The 16,288-nt window shown below is 71.5% G+C and carries 10 protein-coding genes; 6 read left to right on the top strand and 4 right to left on the bottom strand.

Translation table 11 applies throughout. The features are described 5' to 3' along the window. Nucleotides 1–94 precede the first annotated feature (94 nt). Nucleotides 95–1,198 (bottom strand): helix-turn-helix transcriptional regulator, encoded by a 1,104-nt coding sequence (locus UA75_RS19550; protein WP_075741481.1) that lies wholly within the window; start codon nt 1,196–1,198, stop codon nt 95–97. A gap of 1,207 nt (nt 1,199–2,405) precedes the next feature. Between UA75_RS19550 and UA75_RS19545 the strand changes: the two genes are divergently transcribed. Genes UA75_RS19545 through UA75_RS19535 form a run of 3 tightly spaced genes read left to right on the top strand, consistent with a single transcriptional unit; the run spans nt 2,406 to nt 5,329 of the window. Then, complete coding sequence (locus UA75_RS19545) at nt 2,406–3,539, top strand: FecCD family ABC transporter permease (RefSeq protein ID WP_083683352.1); 1,134 nt, start codon at nt 2,406–2,408, stop codon at nt 3,537–3,539. Then, entirely contained in the window at nt 3,540–4,334 is a 795-nt protein-coding gene (locus UA75_RS19540; RefSeq protein WP_075741480.1) for an ABC transporter ATP-binding protein, read from the top strand. Next, the gene (locus tag UA75_RS19535) at nt 4,331–5,329 is read left to right on the top strand and encodes an ABC transporter substrate-binding protein (protein ID WP_075741479.1); all 999 of its coding nucleotides are present in this window, start codon (nt 4,331–4,333) and stop codon (nt 5,327–5,329) included. Before UA75_RS19540 ends, UA75_RS19535 begins: the two co-directional genes overlap by 4 nt. A gap of 90 nt (nt 5,330–5,419) precedes the next feature. On the opposite strand, the gene UA75_RS33155 is transcribed toward UA75_RS19535, so the two are convergent. The 3 genes from UA75_RS33155 to UA75_RS19520 all read right to left on the bottom strand — a co-directional run bounded on the left by UA75_RS33155 (nt 5,420) and on the right by UA75_RS19520 (nt 11,399). After that, on the bottom strand, nt 5,420–7,306 hold the full coding sequence (locus tag UA75_RS33155; RefSeq protein WP_075741478.1) for a bifunctional serine/threonine protein kinase/MFS transporter: 1,887 nt from the start codon (nt 7,304–7,306) through the stop codon (nt 5,420–5,422). A gap of 304 nt (nt 7,307–7,610) precedes the next feature. After that, entirely contained in the window at nt 7,611–10,652 is a 3,042-nt protein-coding gene (locus UA75_RS19525) for a glycine--tRNA ligase (protein ID WP_075743986.1), read from the bottom strand. 255 nt (nt 10,653–10,907) lie between these two features. Next, nucleotides 10,908–11,399: an acyl-CoA thioesterase gene (locus UA75_RS19520; RefSeq protein ID WP_198042778.1), complete on the bottom strand. Its 492-nt coding sequence runs from the start codon at nt 11,397–11,399 to the stop codon at nt 10,908–10,910. A gap of 343 nt (nt 11,400–11,742) precedes the next feature. Between UA75_RS19520 and UA75_RS19515 the strand changes: the two genes are divergently transcribed. From UA75_RS19515 to UA75_RS19500, 3 genes are all read left to right on the top strand, one after another. Next, nucleotides 11,743–12,798: a hypothetical protein gene (locus UA75_RS19515; RefSeq protein ID WP_075741477.1), complete on the top strand. Its 1,056-nt coding sequence runs from the start codon at nt 11,743–11,745 to the stop codon at nt 12,796–12,798. A 107-nt stretch (nt 12,799–12,905) separates the two neighbouring features. Next, a complete protein-coding gene (locus tag UA75_RS19510) occupies nt 12,906–14,588 on the top strand; it encodes an alpha/beta hydrolase (RefSeq protein WP_157434299.1) in 1,683 nt (560 codons plus the stop codon). 691 nt (nt 14,589–15,279) lie between these two features. Then, on the top strand, nt 15,280–16,278 hold the full coding sequence (locus UA75_RS19500) for a tyrosine-type recombinase/integrase (RefSeq protein ID WP_083683349.1): 999 nt from the start codon (nt 15,280–15,282) through the stop codon (nt 16,276–16,278). The last annotated feature ends 10 nt before the right edge of the window (nt 16,279–16,288 follow it).

Raw genomic sequence — 16,288 nt, 5'->3', positions numbered from 1 at the left:
CACGGACCGAGGGCGGCGGGCGGGGGCGGCTCGCACGCGGGCGGCATCCGCCTAGGACGACACGGCAGGACGCCGCCCGCCTGTCGACGACTGCTCACTCCCGGCCCGGCGCAGGCCCGAGGTCCGTGCCGCCGGGGCGAGGCCCGCCGAGGGAGAGCAGCGCGACGAGCTCGCCTCTGCTGTGCACGCCCACCTTGGCGAAGATCGACTTCAGGTGGTCCTGCACGGTGACCTGAGCGAGCGACAGTGCCTTGGCGATCTCCCTGGTGCTGCCGCCGTGCAGCACCTCGCCCGTCACGAGCTGTTCGCGTCGGGTCAGGCCGTGGGAGCTGAGCACCACGGGCATGATCTCGGCGGGAGTCGGGGTCGAGGCCGTCACCACGACCTGCGCGGTGCCGACGCCGTGCAGGACCGAACCGCGCAGGATGATCCACTGACCGTCTCGGGTCTGTACCCGCATCGCCGCCGGGATGCCTGCCGGATCGGCCTCCGTGAGCCTGGCCAGCCGGGCGGTCACCAGGAACGCGGCGGGCACCGCCAGCACGTCGAACGCCGAGTCGGCCAGCTCGAGCAGGAGTGCCTGTCCCGGCTGGTCGGCCGCGATCAGCTCGTCGCTCGAGCCGAGGATCACGACGGCGGGAACGGGCGGCGGCTCGGTCGGCGCGGTCCTGGGCAGGTGGGCGCGGCGTAGTGCGCCGGTGATCAGCCGGTTCGCCTGGCCGACGAAGCGCAGCTCCTCGTCGGAGTACGGGCCGCGCGCCTTCTCCCGCATGAAGGCCGCGAATCCCCAGCTTCCCTCGCCGAGGTCGCAGCGCAGCCGCAGCTCGTCGCCGAATCCGTACCCGGACAGATGCTCCCGCATGCGGACACTGCGTTCCGGGCGTCCCTGGGTGGTCTGACTGATCGCGGCGACCAGGCTGCCCTGCGCCTGCATCTGAGCCATCGTGCCGACGTCCTCGTTGCCGAACTCCAGGTCCATCGCGTGCGTCATGCCGCGCGGATCGAGGGTGGTGCTGACCATGGAGGTCGGCAGCCCGGTCAGCGGGTCGGTGTGATGCCAGCAGACGGCGTCGAAGCCCACCACCGAGGGCAGCAGGCCGTCCAGCTCGCGGAAGAGTTCCCTGGTGGTCACGCCCGACTTCGCCAGATCGCGAAGGTCGCCTAGTGCCTGCCGCTCACGTTCTCGACGATTCGCCACGGATGTGGTTCCCACTCTCCCTTGGCGTCCTGGCGACGTGCCGAGCCTGGGAGTCCGGAGGGGCCCGAGGAGTCCGGTGCAGGGGCCGCCCGGCAGGACGCACGTCACCGTGATCAACACGACGATACTGCGCGCATCCGTCTGGTGGCAGACCGTACTCCCAGATTTCTGGGATACCACTCGTCACCCCGGCGGCCCATGATGATTCCGGGCACGAGATCCACTCCTGGGGCCCGAGGCGACGGAGACGATCAACCTGACGCGGCGACCGGAGGGGGCTTCGGGTCGTGGTGGCGACGCGACAGGTGATTGTCTCCGCTTCGCCGGACCCGGAGGGTGACTCGCGGCCGTGATCGGGCCCGGCCGGCTTGGGGGCGGCCGGGCCCGAACCCCGTGGTCCTCGACGATCGCCGCCGTTGTTCGTTCCGAGGAGGACCGCAGGCAGGCCGAACCGTCGAGCCCGGCGCGAGTTCGCGGTCTGCGGTCGTCCGATGTGGATGGTGCCCTGCTTCCGTGTCCCCGATCGACCGCGTGTCCCGCCCCGGTCCGGTGTGCCGCCGCGGTCGCCGACGGGTACCGGATCGCGTCCGCGAGGCGATGCCAGGACACCGCAGGATCCCGGTTCTCGGCTGCTCCCCGCTCTTCGGCGGCTCGGCAGGCGCGGGAAGGCGCCGGCGCATCCTCGCGAATCCCGTCGCTATCGGTCGCCCGAAGCCTGCCCGACCCGGCTGTCCGTCGCGGGCCGTCGCACCTGCATCGGCTGAGACCGTCCGACGATCAACTCATGCACGATGATGCATTCCTGTTGACAATGATTTCCATTCAGTGTGAGGCTGGGGCACGACAGCTCATCCCCAGCAGGCCGTGTCGGCCGGACGGTCTCGCGGGTGCAGAAGCCCCTGAACGCGACCGCCGCCGACGACACAGACAGCGCGGTGGGAGCGCACCGCGCCGCGGTCGTTCCGACGTCTCCCGCGTGACGGCGTGCGTGACTCGGAGGTAGGACAATGCCGGTCGCCGACTCCTGGCGGCGGAACTCGCCTCGGGCGGACTTCCCCCGGCGGGCACCGGGCCGCGACCACGAGGTCGGCCGCCGGTGAGGCCACTCGGTCACCGGGTCCGACGAGGGCCCGAGAGAAAGCCCGCTGGAACGAAGTCCGCTGAAGAGAGGCATCCCGAGACGAAGCCCGCCACGACAGCCCGGGTCATGCCGGAGACTGATCGAGCCGGGGTCGACCAGGGCGGCTCGGCCCCCTCCGACGCTGACCCGACGTCGAAGGCCCTGCGGCGCGGCGGCCGTGTGCAATCTCGCCACGGACTCGTGCTCACCGTGCTCGGCCTCTCGATCGCCATCGCGGTGTCGGTGGTGGTCGCGATCAGCCTCGGCCCGACCACGGTGCCGCTGAGCGACACCTTGCGCTACCTCGGTGCGGCGCTCACGGGCGGGACGATCGACGCCGTCGAGGTCTCGCAGTACACGATCATCTGGGAGGTGCGCACCCCGAGGGTGCTGCTCGCGGTGGTGGTCGGGGCGGGCCTGAGCGTGATCGGCGTCGCCGTGCAGGCGATGGTGCGCAACGCCCTGGCCGATCCGTTCGTGCTGGGGATCTCCTCCGGGGCCTCGGTGGGCGCCAGCGCGGTGGTCGTCTTCGGCGCCTTCGCCGCACTGGGCGTCTACGCGTTGTCGGCGGCGGCCTTCCTCAGCGCGCTGGCCGCCTCGGCGCTCGTCTACGCCGCCGCGCACAGCCGGGCAGGGCTGAGCCCGCTTCGACTGGTGCTCACGGGCGTGGTGCTGGCCTACGGTTTCCAGGCGATCATGACGGTGATGATCTTCCTCTCGCCCAACGGCGAGGCGGCGCGGACCGTGTTGTTCTGGCTGCTCGGCAGCCTCGGCGCGGCGACCTGGACGTCGCTGCCGATCGCGACCGTGGCGGTCCTGATCGCCTTGATCGTCCTGCACCGCCGGAGCCGTTCGCTCGACGTGATGGCGATGGGGGACGAGACGGCGGGCAGTCTCGGGGTGGACAGCACCTCGTTACGTCGGGGCCTTTTCCTGCTCACCGCCGTCGTGACCGGGGCGATCGTCGCGGTCAGCGGCGCGATTGGCTTCGTCGGACTGGTGATGCCGCACCTGGTCCGGCTCCTGTTCGGCTCGAGCCACGCCAAGGTGTTGATCATTACGCCGCTGGCCGGGGCGTTGTTCCTCGTCTGGGTGGACCTGGTCTCTCGCACGCTCGTCGCGCCCCGCGAGTTGCCGCTGGGCGTGATCACCGCCCTGGTCGGGGTCCCGGTGTTCATCACGCTGATGCGTCGGCGCGGCTACGTGTTCGGAGGTCGGTGAATGCGGCTCACCCTGGACGGCGTCTCCGTGGAGATCGCCGGGAGAGCGCTCGTGCGCGAGCTGCGGCTCGCGGTCGACAGCGGGGAGATCCTCGGGCTCATCGGTCCCAACGGCAGCGGCAAGTCCACCGCGCTGCGCTGCGTCTACCGGGCGCTGCGCCCCACCTCGGGCGCCGTGCTGCTCGACGACGTCGACCTCGGGGAGTTGTCGCTGCGGCAGAGCGCCCGCTCGGTGGCCGCGCTGACCCAGGAGGCGAGCACCGACCTGGACTTCACCGTGCGGGAGGTGGTCGCACTCGGTCGCTCCCCGCACCTGCGGGACAACCAGGCGCTCGGGGCGCGCGAGGAGGAGCTGTGCGCGGCCGTGATGCGCCGGGCCGACGTCGCGCACCTGGCCGATCGCAGCATCCTCACCCTGTCCGGCGGCGAGCGGCAGCGGGTCTACATCGCCAGGGCACTGGCTCAGGAGCCGCAGGTGCTCGTGCTCGACGAGCCGACCAACCATCTCGACGTCCGACATCAGATCGAGCTGTTGTCCTTCCTGCGCACCGCCGGGCTGACGGTCCTGATCGCGCTGCACGACATGAACCTGGCGGCGGCGGCCTGCGATCGGATCGGCGTGCTCTCCGGCGGCGAACTGGTCGCCGTCGGGAAGCCCGGCGAGGTGCTCACCCCGGAGTTGATGCACGACGTGTTCGGGGTGGCGGCGACCGTCGTCAGCCATCCCGGCACCGGAACACCACAGCTCCTCTACGAGCTGACCACCGAACAACAGCCGGAAGGAACAAGGACATGACCCTGCGCCTCCCACGTCGAGCGTGGCCGATCCTGGCGATCGGCGTGCTCGCCGCGAGCGCCTGCGGGGCCGAGGTGGCACCACAGACGCGCGACGACGCCGACCTGGTCACCATCGACAACTGCGGACGCGAGACCACGTACCCGCGTCCGGAGCGCCCCGTCGTCTATGAGGGCGGTGGTGCCGAGAAGCTGTTCGTGCTCGGCGTGACCGACGAGATCCGTGGCTGGATCGCGACGCCCACCAACGATCCGGCGATCGAGCGCTCCCCGTACCGGGCGGAGTTCGAGCAGATCGAACGACTGAGCAACGACCTGCTCAACCGGGAGATCGTCGTGGATGCCGGTGCGGACTGGGTGTTCGCGGGCTGGAACTCCGGTTTCAGCGAGGAGCGCGGCATCACACCGCAACTGTTGGACGACCTCGGCATCAACAGCTACATGCACACCGAGAGCTGCTACAACTACGGCGACGGCGCGGTGAACGTCACGCCGTTGGAGGGCCTCTACATCGACCTCGTCGACCTCGGCGAGATCTTCGGCGTCCAGGACCGAGCGGCCGAGGTCGTCGAGGAGCTGCGCGGCCGGGTCGCCGCCGTGGAGGAGACCCATCCCGACGGCGAGCCCGCCGAAGTGTTCGTCTACGACTCCGGTACCGATCAGCCGTTCACCGCGGCAGCCCACGCCCCGCCGAACGACATCATCTCGGTGGCGGGCGGCCGCAACATCCTGGCCGACCTGGACGAACGGTGGACGTCGGTCGGCTGGGAGGCCGTGATCGAGGCGCAGCCCGAGGTCATCGTCATCATCGACTACGGCGACCTGCCCGCCGAGGACAAGATCGACTTCCTGCGCTCCCACCCCGCGCTGGAGTCCGTCCCGGCCGTGCGGGACGAGCACTTCTACGTCCTGGACTACGGCGAGGCGATCAGCGGTCCCCGCATCGTCGACGGCGCCGAGAAGTTCGCCGAGTACCTGCGCTCGATCGGGCACTGAGGACGGGAGCCGACAGCTGCGCCCCGGCGCCCCGAGAAGCCATCGGCTCCGGGGCGCCGTGGCCGGACCGGAGGGCGGTGTGGGAGACGATCAGACTCGGACGCGCCCAGGCCTGGCCGCTCGCCGGGTCTGCCACTGGTCGGCGGCCCGCAACGCCCAGCTGCCGCCGATGCACCCGCCGAGGACGGCGACCGCGTCGAGCGTGACGCCGCCGTCGATGACGATGCCGAGCCAGCCGTAGCGGCTGCTGAGCAGCCCGACCAGGAAGCCGGTCAGCGCGCCGAGGACCCAGACGACGACCGTCACCGTGCCGTGTCGGTCCTTCGGGACCGGGAACGTCCCCAGCACCACCGAGACGGCGGCGCTGCCGATGGTCAGGCCGAGTACGCAGCCGACGGCGATGGCGGGTTCGATGTCCGCGATGCCCGTGCCGACGCCGAGGATGTCGATGCGCAGGCCGTCGCGTTCGGCCAGCCTGCCGAGGACGAAGCCGCCGACGGGTGCTCCCACGAGGAGGCAGCGGCGGAGGAACGCGGTGCGCGGCTCGGTCGCTCGACCGCCGACGGCACTGATCAGCGTGCAGACGAGCACGCCGATGACGGCGCCTGCCAGTGTCCCGAACACACTGGCGCTGTCCACCAGCCACTCGGCAGGCCCGAGGAACCGGCGTACCTCCCGGTCCCCGCCGTCCCCGCCGTCCCCGGTGAGGACGGTGGTGTCGACCGCGAAGTTCGCGGCGTACACGCCGACGAGGACCCCCGCGAAAACCAGGATCAGCAGGCTCGCCGTCGCGCCGATCCGACGAAGGCCGGGGCCGCGCAGGCCGGTGCGCAGCCTTCCCCCGGTGCTCGTCAGCGCATGCCGGGCTCGGGTGCGCAGACCGCTCCACCGGCTCGGGCGGGGCGGCTGTTCGGCACCTGCCTGCGCGGTGCCCGGCTGCGCGCCGTCGACCTGCCCGGCAGCCGCCTGGCCTGCGTTCGCGTCCCATTCGTCGAGCCGATGGACCTGTAACCGGGTGCGATACGGCGTGCTCTGCGGGGCCTCGACCCTCGTCGCGCCCGCAGGCTCGGCCGCGCAGTCCGACGGCCGTTCCACGAGCCGCTCGACCGCCGCGTGCTGCGTCATGGTCAGGGCGTGCACTTCGGCGGGCCAGGGCCGGGCGTACGGCGCGATTCGGCCGATCATCTCCAGCAGCCGCGCCGCGTCGGGTCGGGCCGCCGGGTCTTTCGCCAGGCATGCCGCGACGATCGGGCGGATGCCGACGGGCACGGCATCGAGGTCGGCTTCGGTGTGCACGATGTCGTACAGCACCTGGAAGTCGGACGGCCCGGCGAAGAGACTCGTCCCGGTGCCCGCCATCACCAGTACCGCACCGAGCGAGAACATGTCGCTGGCCGGGGTGATCGCCCCGGCCTGCGCCTGCTCCGGCGACATGAACTCCGGGGAGCCCACCACGAGGCCGGTACGGGTCAGATCACGTCCGTCTCGCCGGTCCAGCGCCCGCGCGATGCCGAAGTCGATCAGCCTCGGGCCCTCGTCGGCGAGCAGGATGTTGGACGGCTTCAGGTCCCGATGCACCAGGCCCGCCTCGTGGATTCGCACCAGCGCGGCGGCCAGACCGGCGGCCAGGCGCGGCAGCGACTCCGCAGGCAGCCGCCCGGTGGCCTCGACCGCCTCCCGAAGGGAGGGACCGAAGATGAACTCCGAGGCCAGCCAGGGTGTCGGTGCCTGGGCGTCGGCATCGATCACCGTCGCGGTGTAGACGCCGTGTACCGCGCGCGTGACACGGACCTCGCGTTCGAACCGCGCGCGGAAGCCGTCCTCCTCGACGAGATGCGGGTGAATCTGTTTGATCGCGACCAGCCTGCCGTCGGGTCCGCCGCCCAGCAGCACCCGACCCATCCCGCCCCGGCCCAGCTCGGCGAGCAGTCGATACCCGCCCGTCTCCTGCGGCTCCGACGCCCTCAGCGGCCTCATGACCCCCCCGGTCGGTCGAGCAGCCCCGAACGGACTCCCGGGCATGCGGAGAGATCATGTTAGGGGACCGACGCGCACCGCATACCGGTCTTGGGGATCATCCGCTGCACGAGGGGATCGCGTCGCGGCCGAGGCCTGCCGTCGGGGAGTTGATCCACGGCCCGGGTGCTCGCCCCGCCCACGCCAGGCACCACGGCAGCCCGCCGGCGTGGGCGGTGGAGAAGAGGCCCGAGACGCACTCGGGCGGCACACCGTGTCGGCGTGCCGCCCGAGACTCCGTCCGGCCGAAGGTGGATCTCCCGGCTCAGTCCTTGGCCAACGCCGTTCCCAACGCCCGCCAGTCCAGCACGGGTGCGGCGGCGTCGCGGATCGAGGCCAGCAGTCCCAGCCGGGCCGCCCGCACCTGGGCGTCCTCGGCCATGACCAGCACGTCGTCGAAGAAGACGCCGATCGGCGCGACGATCGGCCGGGCCTCCTCCGCGAAGCGGGCGAGATCCGGTGTGGTGCCCGCCAACGCGGCGCCGACCTGCTCCCACACGGTGCGCAGCGCGACCTCGGCGGGCTCGGTGATGTGCGCGGCGTCGTAGGTCGCGGGGGTGTCGTCGGGGACGATTCGGCGAACCCGCTGGAGCGCGGCGGCCAGCTCGACGAAGGTCGGATCGCCGGTGCGACGGTTCACCTCGGCGAGCGTCTCGTCGGCGGTGATCGGCGAGTCGGCCAACGGCAGCACGGCGGCGACCACGGCGTGGTGGTGACCCGCGTCGAGCAGTTGCTGCTCGTACCGCCGGATGACGAACTCGTGCGCCTCGGCCAGCGCCGAGTCGGCGACCTCGATGCCCTGCGCGGCAAGGACGTCGGCCGCCACCCGCAGCGCCCGACTCACCGTGACCTGCCGAAGCTGCGGGAAGGCCCGCAGCACGCTGATCAGGCCCAGCGCCGCCCGCCGCAGACCGAACGGGTCGGAGCTGCCCGTGGGGGACGCACCGATGCCGAACAGCCCCACCAGCAGGTCGAGCCGGTCGGCCAGCGACAGCAGCGCGCCGGGGACGGTGGTGGGCAGGACGCCGCCTGCCGACCGAGGCTGCTCCATGTCGTAGAGGGCGCCTGCGACGCTCGGCGACTCGCCTGCCCGCAGCGCGTACTCCCGCGCCATCGTGCCTGCCAGGCTGGTCAGCTCGACGACCATCTGCGAACCGAGGTCGAACTTCACGAGCTGCGCGGCCCGGTCCAGGGTCTGGCGCTCCTCGCCGGTCAGCGGCACCAGCCGGTCGCCGCTCGCCTGCACGCCCTCGGGGGTCGCCACGGTGGCGTCGCCGAGTTCCCTGGCCACGGCGGCGATCCGCTCGGTGCGGTCGGCCATCGAGCCGAGCCGCTCCTCGAAGGCGAGCCGGTCCAGACCGAGCTTCATCGTCTCCGGCTCGACCGCCAGATCGGCCCGCCAGAAGAACGCCGCGTCCTCATACCGGGCCCGCAGCACTCCTTCGTTGCCCGCCCGCACCGCGTCGTGGTCGCAGGCACCGTTGGCGACGGCGACGAAGTAGGGCATCAACGCGCCCGCGCCGTCACGGACCGGCAGGTAGCGCTGGTGCTTGCGCATCACGGTCGTGAGGATCTCGTCGGGCAGTTCCAGGTAGTGCTCGGAGAAGGAGCCCAGGATCGGGGTCGGCTGCTCGACGAGGTTGACGACCTCCTCCAGCAGCACGGCCTCGCCGTCGAAGTCGACCGTGCCGCCGACCTCCGAGACCAGCCGCTGCGTCGCCCCGACGATCTGGCCGCGCCGGACGTCGATGTCGACGACGATGCCGTGCGCGGCGAGGAAGTCGACGTAGCCGTCCGCATGGGGCACGGCCACCGTCGGCGTCGCGGCGGTCCGGTGCACTCGGGTGGTCACCCCGCTGGCCAGCGACGAGGCCGCCACCGGCACGCCGACGTCGCCGAGCATCGCCAGCAGCCAGCGCACCGGGCGGCTGTAGGACAACGTCGAGTCGCTCCACCGCATGTTCTTGTCGGCCCGCAGCTCCAGCACGACGCTGGAGAGCAGCTCGCTCAGCACGGTGACCGCCCCCCGGCCGACGTCGGTCTTGACCGCGACGACGAACTCGACGCCGTCGATCACGGCCCGGCCCAGGTCGGCGACGTCCACGCCCTGCCCGCGCGCGAAGCCCGCGACGGCCTTGGTGGGGGCGCCCGTCGCGTCGAAGGCGTTGGCGACCCGAGGTCCGCGCACGGTCCGCTCGGCGTCGGGCTCACCGGGCTCCACGGCCTCGACCACCGCGACGATCCGGCGGGGCGTGGCATAGGTGCTGATCTCGCCGTGGCCCAGTCGGGTGGCGGCGAGCTTCTCGGTGAGGGCGGTGCGCATCGCCTCGGCGGCACGCCGGACCTCGGCGGCGGGCAGTTCCTCGGTGCCCACCTCGAACAGCAGCGTCGCGGGCTCGGTCACCGAGGGCAGCTCAGCGGGCACCGTCGCGGCGGGGAGTGCCTCGGCGACCCCGAGCGGGTGGCCCAGCTCCTCGCGACGCTCGGCCCACAGCCGCACGACGTCCCTGGTCAGCGCCCTGGTGCGGCCGAAGGCCTTGGCCCGTTCCGTGGTGGACACCGCGCCTCGGGCGTCGAGCACGTTGAAGGTGTGCGAGCACTTGAGCACGAAGTAGTGGGCGGGCATCGGCAGCCGGGCGTCCAGCAGCCTGCGGGCCTCCGCCGCGTACTCGTCGAACAGCCGACGGTTCATCGCCACGTCGGCGTCGTCGAGGTAGTAACGGCTCATCTCGTACTCGGCCTGCCCGAAGGCCTCGCCGTAGGAGATGCCGGGCGCGAAGGCGATGTCCTTGAAGTGGCTGACGTTCTGCAGCGCCATGAGGATGCGCTCCAGCCCGTAGGTGATCTCCACCGAGACGGGGTCGAGCGTGGCGCCGCCCGCCTGCTGGAAGTAGGTGAACTGGGTGATCTCCAGGCCGTCTAGCCACACCTCCCAGCCGAGGCCCCAGGCGCCGAGCGCGGGGAAGTCCCAGTTGTCCTCGACGAAGCGGACGTCGTGCGCCTCGACGTCGATGCCGATGGCCGCCAGGCTGCCGAGGTACAGCTCCTGCGGGTTGCCGGGATCGGGCTTGAGGATCACCTGGAACTGGGTGTGGGTCTGGAGCCGGTTCGGGTTCTCGCCGTATCGGGAGTCGTCCGGCCGCACGCTCGGCTCGACGTAGGCGGTCCGCCACGGCTCGGGACCCAGCACGCGCAGCACGGTGGCCGGGTTGAGCGTTCCCGCACCGACCTCGGTGTTCAGGGGCTGCACGACCATGCATCCCTGATCGGTCCAGTACTTGGTCAACGCGAGAATCGCGTCCTGCATGGTCAACACGGAGGACAACCTTCAGACGAGTCATGGCGGGCCTCATCGACTGCCCGCTGTACGGACGGGTCGGACGACTGCGGGCGCCGGCCGGGTGGCACAGGAGATCGACCGAGTCTAGTGGACCTGCCTTCCGGTGAGGCCGGCGGTGGTGCGGCCCTCGCCGGTCGCCGCCGCACAACGCCGGGGGACTGATCGGACGAGCCCACCCGGTGGTGACCAGGCCTGTTCGGCGGGCGCGCTGCCGTGGGCGGGTCAGCCGCCGCCGACGAGGTCGCGGGGCCGCCGCAGCCGGTGAGCCTCGGCGACCAGTTCGACGCTGAGCGGGACGGCGTGATGCGTGGCCGGGTCGAGCCGGATCTGCGTCCTGCTGCCCTCGGCGTGCAGTATCGATCGATCGGCGGAGTGCACGTGGAAGCCGTAGGTCAGGCTGCTGGTGGCCACCTGTTCGATCCAGAAGTGCACGCCGACGACGCCCATGCCCGTGATCGGCGTGTGGTAGGTGATCGCGAAGTGTCGGACCACCTGGAGCACGTCGGCGAACCGGGACAGCGGGGGATCGAAGTGCCAGCCTCGGTCGAGCCAGTAGTCCATGACGGCGCGTTCCACCAGCAGCAGGTAACGCGAGTCGTGGACCGTGCCGGTCGCGTCGAAATCCTCGAAGTTGATGCGGACGGACCCGACGTGGCCGAAGCGCGCCGGGATGTCCGTCGGCGTGCTCTCCGGGCTGGTCATCGCTGCTGCCACCTGTTCCAGGGTCGTGGGGATCTGTTCGGATGTGCTGTTGTTCTGGACGGTTCTGCACCCGGGGTGGGATTTGAGCCGGGCCGCGGACGACGTCACGGAGCGGTCCATGCGCCGTCGCTTCGCCGGGCGGGCAGGCCGGGAGGATCGATCTTGCCGGATCGATCTCGACGTTGTCACCTGGTCGGGTGAGACGTTGCGAGCGCCGTCGAGCAGGCTTGCCTGCGCGCGGTCCGGACCGTGGTGCTGAGGAACGGGCCGGGCCCGCCGATCGCGGGGGAACGGCGGCTCCGGCAGCCGAGAGCGACCGAGAGCGACCGAGATCGACCGAGCAGGAGGACCTGACATGCGAGTGGCCGAGGCGCGAGCCGCCGCCGTCGACTGGGTGCGGCGCCGGGCGCGGGGCGAGGCAGGCTTCGTGGGCGCCTACTTCAGCGGTTCGACGATCGGCCTGCCCGGCGACGCCGAGCTGTCACCGACCTCGGACGTCGACGTCGTGGTGGTGACCAGCGGCCCGGTGCCGCCCGTGGGACTGGGCAAGTTCCGTCACCAGGGCGCTCTGCTGGAGATCACCCACCTGAGCCGGGAGCTGTTCGCCACCGCCGAGCAGGTTCTCAGCTCTTATCATCTGGCGGGCGGGCTCCGCGCCGACACGATCATCGCCGACCCCTCGGGGATGCTGCGGCGACTCCACCAGGAGGTGGCGCGGGACTTCGCCGAGCCGAAGTGGGTTCGTCGGCGCTGCGCGGACGCGCTGCGACGTATCGAAAGCGGTCTGCGCGTCGTCGACGCCGCCGCGCCCTGGCACCAGCAGGTGACGTCCTGGCTGTTCCCGACCGGCGTGACGACGCACGTGCTGCTGGTGGCCGCCTTGCGCAATCCCACGGTGCGGCTGCGGTATCCGGCCGTTCGAGCCGTGCTGACCGAGCACGGGCTCGCCGATCGATACCCCGAACTGCTGACTCTGCTGGGGGCTCGCGAGCTGACCGCCGCCCGGGTGACGGAGCATCTGGCGGCGCTCGCCACGACCTTCGACGCCGCTGCGCAGGTGTCGGGGACGCCCTTCTTCTTCCGGGGCGACATCACCGCCGAGGCCAGGCCGATCGCCGTCGACGGCAGCCGGGACCTCATCGCGGCGGGCCTGCACCGCGAGGCATTCTTCTGGATCGTGGCGACCTTCGCCCGCTGCCATGCCGTGTTCGCCGCCGACGCCCCGGCGCTCGGCGCGATGCACGAGCCCGCGTTTCGCGCCGCCGTCGCCGATCTCGGGATCGCCTCCACCTCGGACCTGCGTCGACGCGCCGACGACGTCCGGCGCTTTTTGCCCCGACTCGTCGAGACCGCCGAGATCGTGCTGCGTGCCGAGGCCGTGGCCCGGCCGACGGTCGATCGGCTTCCCTAGGTCGCTCACCTGATGTGGCGATCGACTTCGTCGGCTTGAGTGGCCTCGACAGGCCGGTCGGATCATGCGGTGCCCGCCCGGCCGGCACCAGACAAGGAGGCCAACTGATGTACCCACGTGTTCGACGACGAACACGCCGAACCTCGGCGGCGCTCGCGCTGACCGTCGCCGTCTGCGGCCTGACCGCGACCGCCTCGGCCGCCGAGGACTCCCCGGCGGTGACCGGGCCTGCGGTGCTCGGGACCAACGGCGCCCCGGTGCCCGAGTTGGACTGGGGTCCCTGCCCGGATGATGCGGGACCTGCGGAGTACCAGTGTGCGACCGCCTCGGTTCCGCTGTCCTATCAGGACCCGCATGGCGAGCAGATCGAGATCGCGGTGGGCAGACTGCCCGCCGCCGATCAGCAGAACAGGATCGGCTCGCTGTTCTTCAACCCCGGCGGCCCCGGCGGTTCCGGCCGCATCCCGCCGGTGTTGTCGGCCGAGCTGCACGAGCGGTTCGACCTCGTCGGCTTCGATCCCCGGGGAGTGCAGGACAGCACGCCGCTGCGCTGTTTCGACGACGCAGGAGAGGCCGCCGACAGTTTCGGCCTGCTCTTCCCGACCACGGAAGAGGAGGAGCGACGGGTCATCGAGGCCACCCGGACCGGCACCGACGCCTGCGCCGCGAAGGCGGGACCCGTCCTAAACCACATGTCGACGGCGAACGTCGCCCGCGACCTGGACCTGCTGCGGGCCGCCGTCGGCGATGAGCAGCTCACCTTTCACGGCTTCTCCTATGGCACGCATCTCGGCGCGGTCTACGCCAACCTCTTCCCGGACCGGGTGCGGGCCATGACACTGGACGGTGGTCTCGACCCGGTCCAGTGGACGACGGGGGAGACCCCGGCGGACGCCGACGTGCCGTACACGACGCGCATCGGCAGCGCCGCCGGATCGCAGCGCGCGTTGGAGAGCTTCCTCGGCTTCTGCGCGCAGGACGAGCGTTGTGCGTTCCGGGAGCCCGGCGTCGATCTCGGCGAGAAGTACGACCGCGTGCTCGACGCGGCTCGCTCGGCGCCGATCGAGGTTCCCGATCAGGACGGATCGGTCATGGAATGGTCGTATCCGCTGGTCGTCGGGGTGGTCGGCTCGGCCCTCTACGACGCCCGCAGTTCGATGTTCCTCGGTGAGTACCTCCAGTCGTTGGCCGAGGCGATCGACGGGACGGGTCCGCGCGGCGAGGCTGTCCTCACGACCGTGGACGCCGTGGCGGCGATGCGTGATCAGCAGGGTTACCAGGGGCCGGAGCAGAACTTCGGGGTGGCCTGTCTCGACTCCGACAACCCCGCCGATCCGGCGCGGTGGGCCGAGGCGGCAGCCCAGGCCGACCGGGAAACGCCGAGTTTCGGCTCGATGTGGACGTATGAGTCCCTGCCCTGCGCCACCTGGCCCGGCGTCGACGAAGACCGGTACCACGGGCCGTGGGATCGCCCGACCGCGAACCCGGTGCTCGTCCTGGGCAATCGCCTCGGCGACCCGGCCACCCCGTATGACGGCGGGCGAAACCTGGCGGACCTGCTCGGAGACGGTCACCTGCTGTCCTTGGACAGCTTCGGCCATGGCGCGTTCGGCCTCCAGCTGAGCGCCTGCGTGGACGCGGCGGTGCACGCGTACTACCTCGACGGCGAGCTGCCCGCCGACGGCACCGTCTGCGAGCCGGACCGGACGCCGTTCGATCCGATCGACGGCGCACTCGGTGCTGCGGTCGCCGAGCACACCGGTCTGCCGGTCGCGGCGCTCGTCGGCTGAAGCGCGATCTGAGGACGACGGCGGTGACGTGACGGCCGGTCCGTCGCGTCACCGCCTCGTCGGTCCGGTGCAGGCGCGTGATCCGGTGCCGACGTCCTCGTCGTCGGACCGGAGTCCGTCGGGTCCGGTCCGACGCAGGCCGAGCGGGCCGAGGGGCGAGCGGGACGAGCACCGACTGTCGGAGCCCGCCGGGCTGCCGAAGCCGGGGAGCCTGTCCCGCAGCGGAGGCGTCTCGGCGGTAGTCCGGGCTCGGGACGACGGCGAGGTAAGGGCGACACGCTCAGTGGTTGTTCACGCTCGAGTGTCCCCCGACGTCCAATCCGATCTCCCCCTGCTGGCGGTGGTCGTCGTCCGCGAAGCGGTGTTCGCTTCGCAGGTGCTCGCGAGGCACCTCGGCACCGGTCTGCCACACCCTGCTCGCGGGTCGGTCTCCGATGGCCGACCCGTCCGTGTCCCGGTCGTCTCCGGCGCCGTCGTCCTCGCGGAGCACCCGTCCCCGACCGAGCCGGGGGTGATCCGGCCACCGGGTCGCGGCGCAGCGCGCCGAATAGTGGTTCCCCGCAGGTGCGGGGGTGGTCGGCGGCGCGACCCGGTGCGCCGTCCGATGCTCGACGGGTGAGGAATATCAGAACAACACTCACGATTAGGTTCTGATATTGCGAGTTCGGCACGCGGTACGATCACAGGAGTCGTGTTCCCGAGAGCCGAGAGGGTCGCCGTGGGCGAGGTCGCCAGAACGACTGTGGGCGAGGACGCCGGAACGACCATGGGCGAGGTCGCCGAGGAGTCGGTGGGCGGGATCGCCGAGGACCGAGCGCAACAGGTGCTCGTCGAGTACGAACGGGCCCTCGCGGACTCTCCCCTGGCCCCGCAGACCCGCCGCGCCTATCGCTCCCGCATCGCCGGTTTCCTCGCCTGGCTCGCCGATCACGACGGCGGCCGCGCCGATCCGCTCACCGAGCCGCCCGCCAGGGACGCGGCCGTGCGCGCCTACCGGTCGCGGCTGAAGTCTGCGCGGCGCAGCCGTCCCGCCACGATCAACGCGGTGCTGACGGCGCTCGATCACTTCTACGACCACCTGCGGATCGGACCTGCCCTGATCGTGCGGGAGGAACAGGTCGCGCCGCAGCCGAGGGCACTGCACGAGGACGAGACCCGCCGACTGCTGGCGGCCGTGCGGTCGGGCGGCTCGCTCCGGGACGCCGCCATCGTGCACACGCTGCTGCACACCGGGGTCCGGGTGGCCGAACTGGTCGCACTCGACGTCGAGGATGCCCGGCTCGGCGCCCGGCAGGCCAGGCTCGTCGTCACGACCAGGGGCGTCGAGGCGCGTGAGATCCCTTTACCCGACGAATCCCGTCTCGTGCTGCGCGAGTGGGTCTCGATTCGCCGTGGCTGGCCGGGCATCGAGCGGACGGCGGCGTTGTTCCTCAACCGGCGGGGCGGTCGACTGTCCACCCGATCGGTCGACGCTCTGGTGGTCCGCCTCGGTAGCGTCGCAGGTCTGGAGGCCGACTCCGGACAGCGGATAACCCCGTACGTCCTGCGGCAGACCTTCGGCCATCGCCTGCTCGCGTCGGGTGCCGATCCCGATCGGGTCGCCGAGCTGATGGGACATCGCCGGAGTGAGACGGCCCGACGATACGGAGCGGTCCGGGCCGCCCGCCCGCCCGACGACGTCCCCGGCTGAGTCCGCACCG

It is taken from the genome of Actinoalloteichus sp. GBA129-24, assembly GCF_001941645.1.
GTDB lineage: Bacteria > Actinomycetota > Actinomycetes > Mycobacteriales > Pseudonocardiaceae > Actinoalloteichus_A > Actinoalloteichus_A fjordicus.
This window is presented reverse-complemented; position numbering and strand designations above follow the sequence as displayed.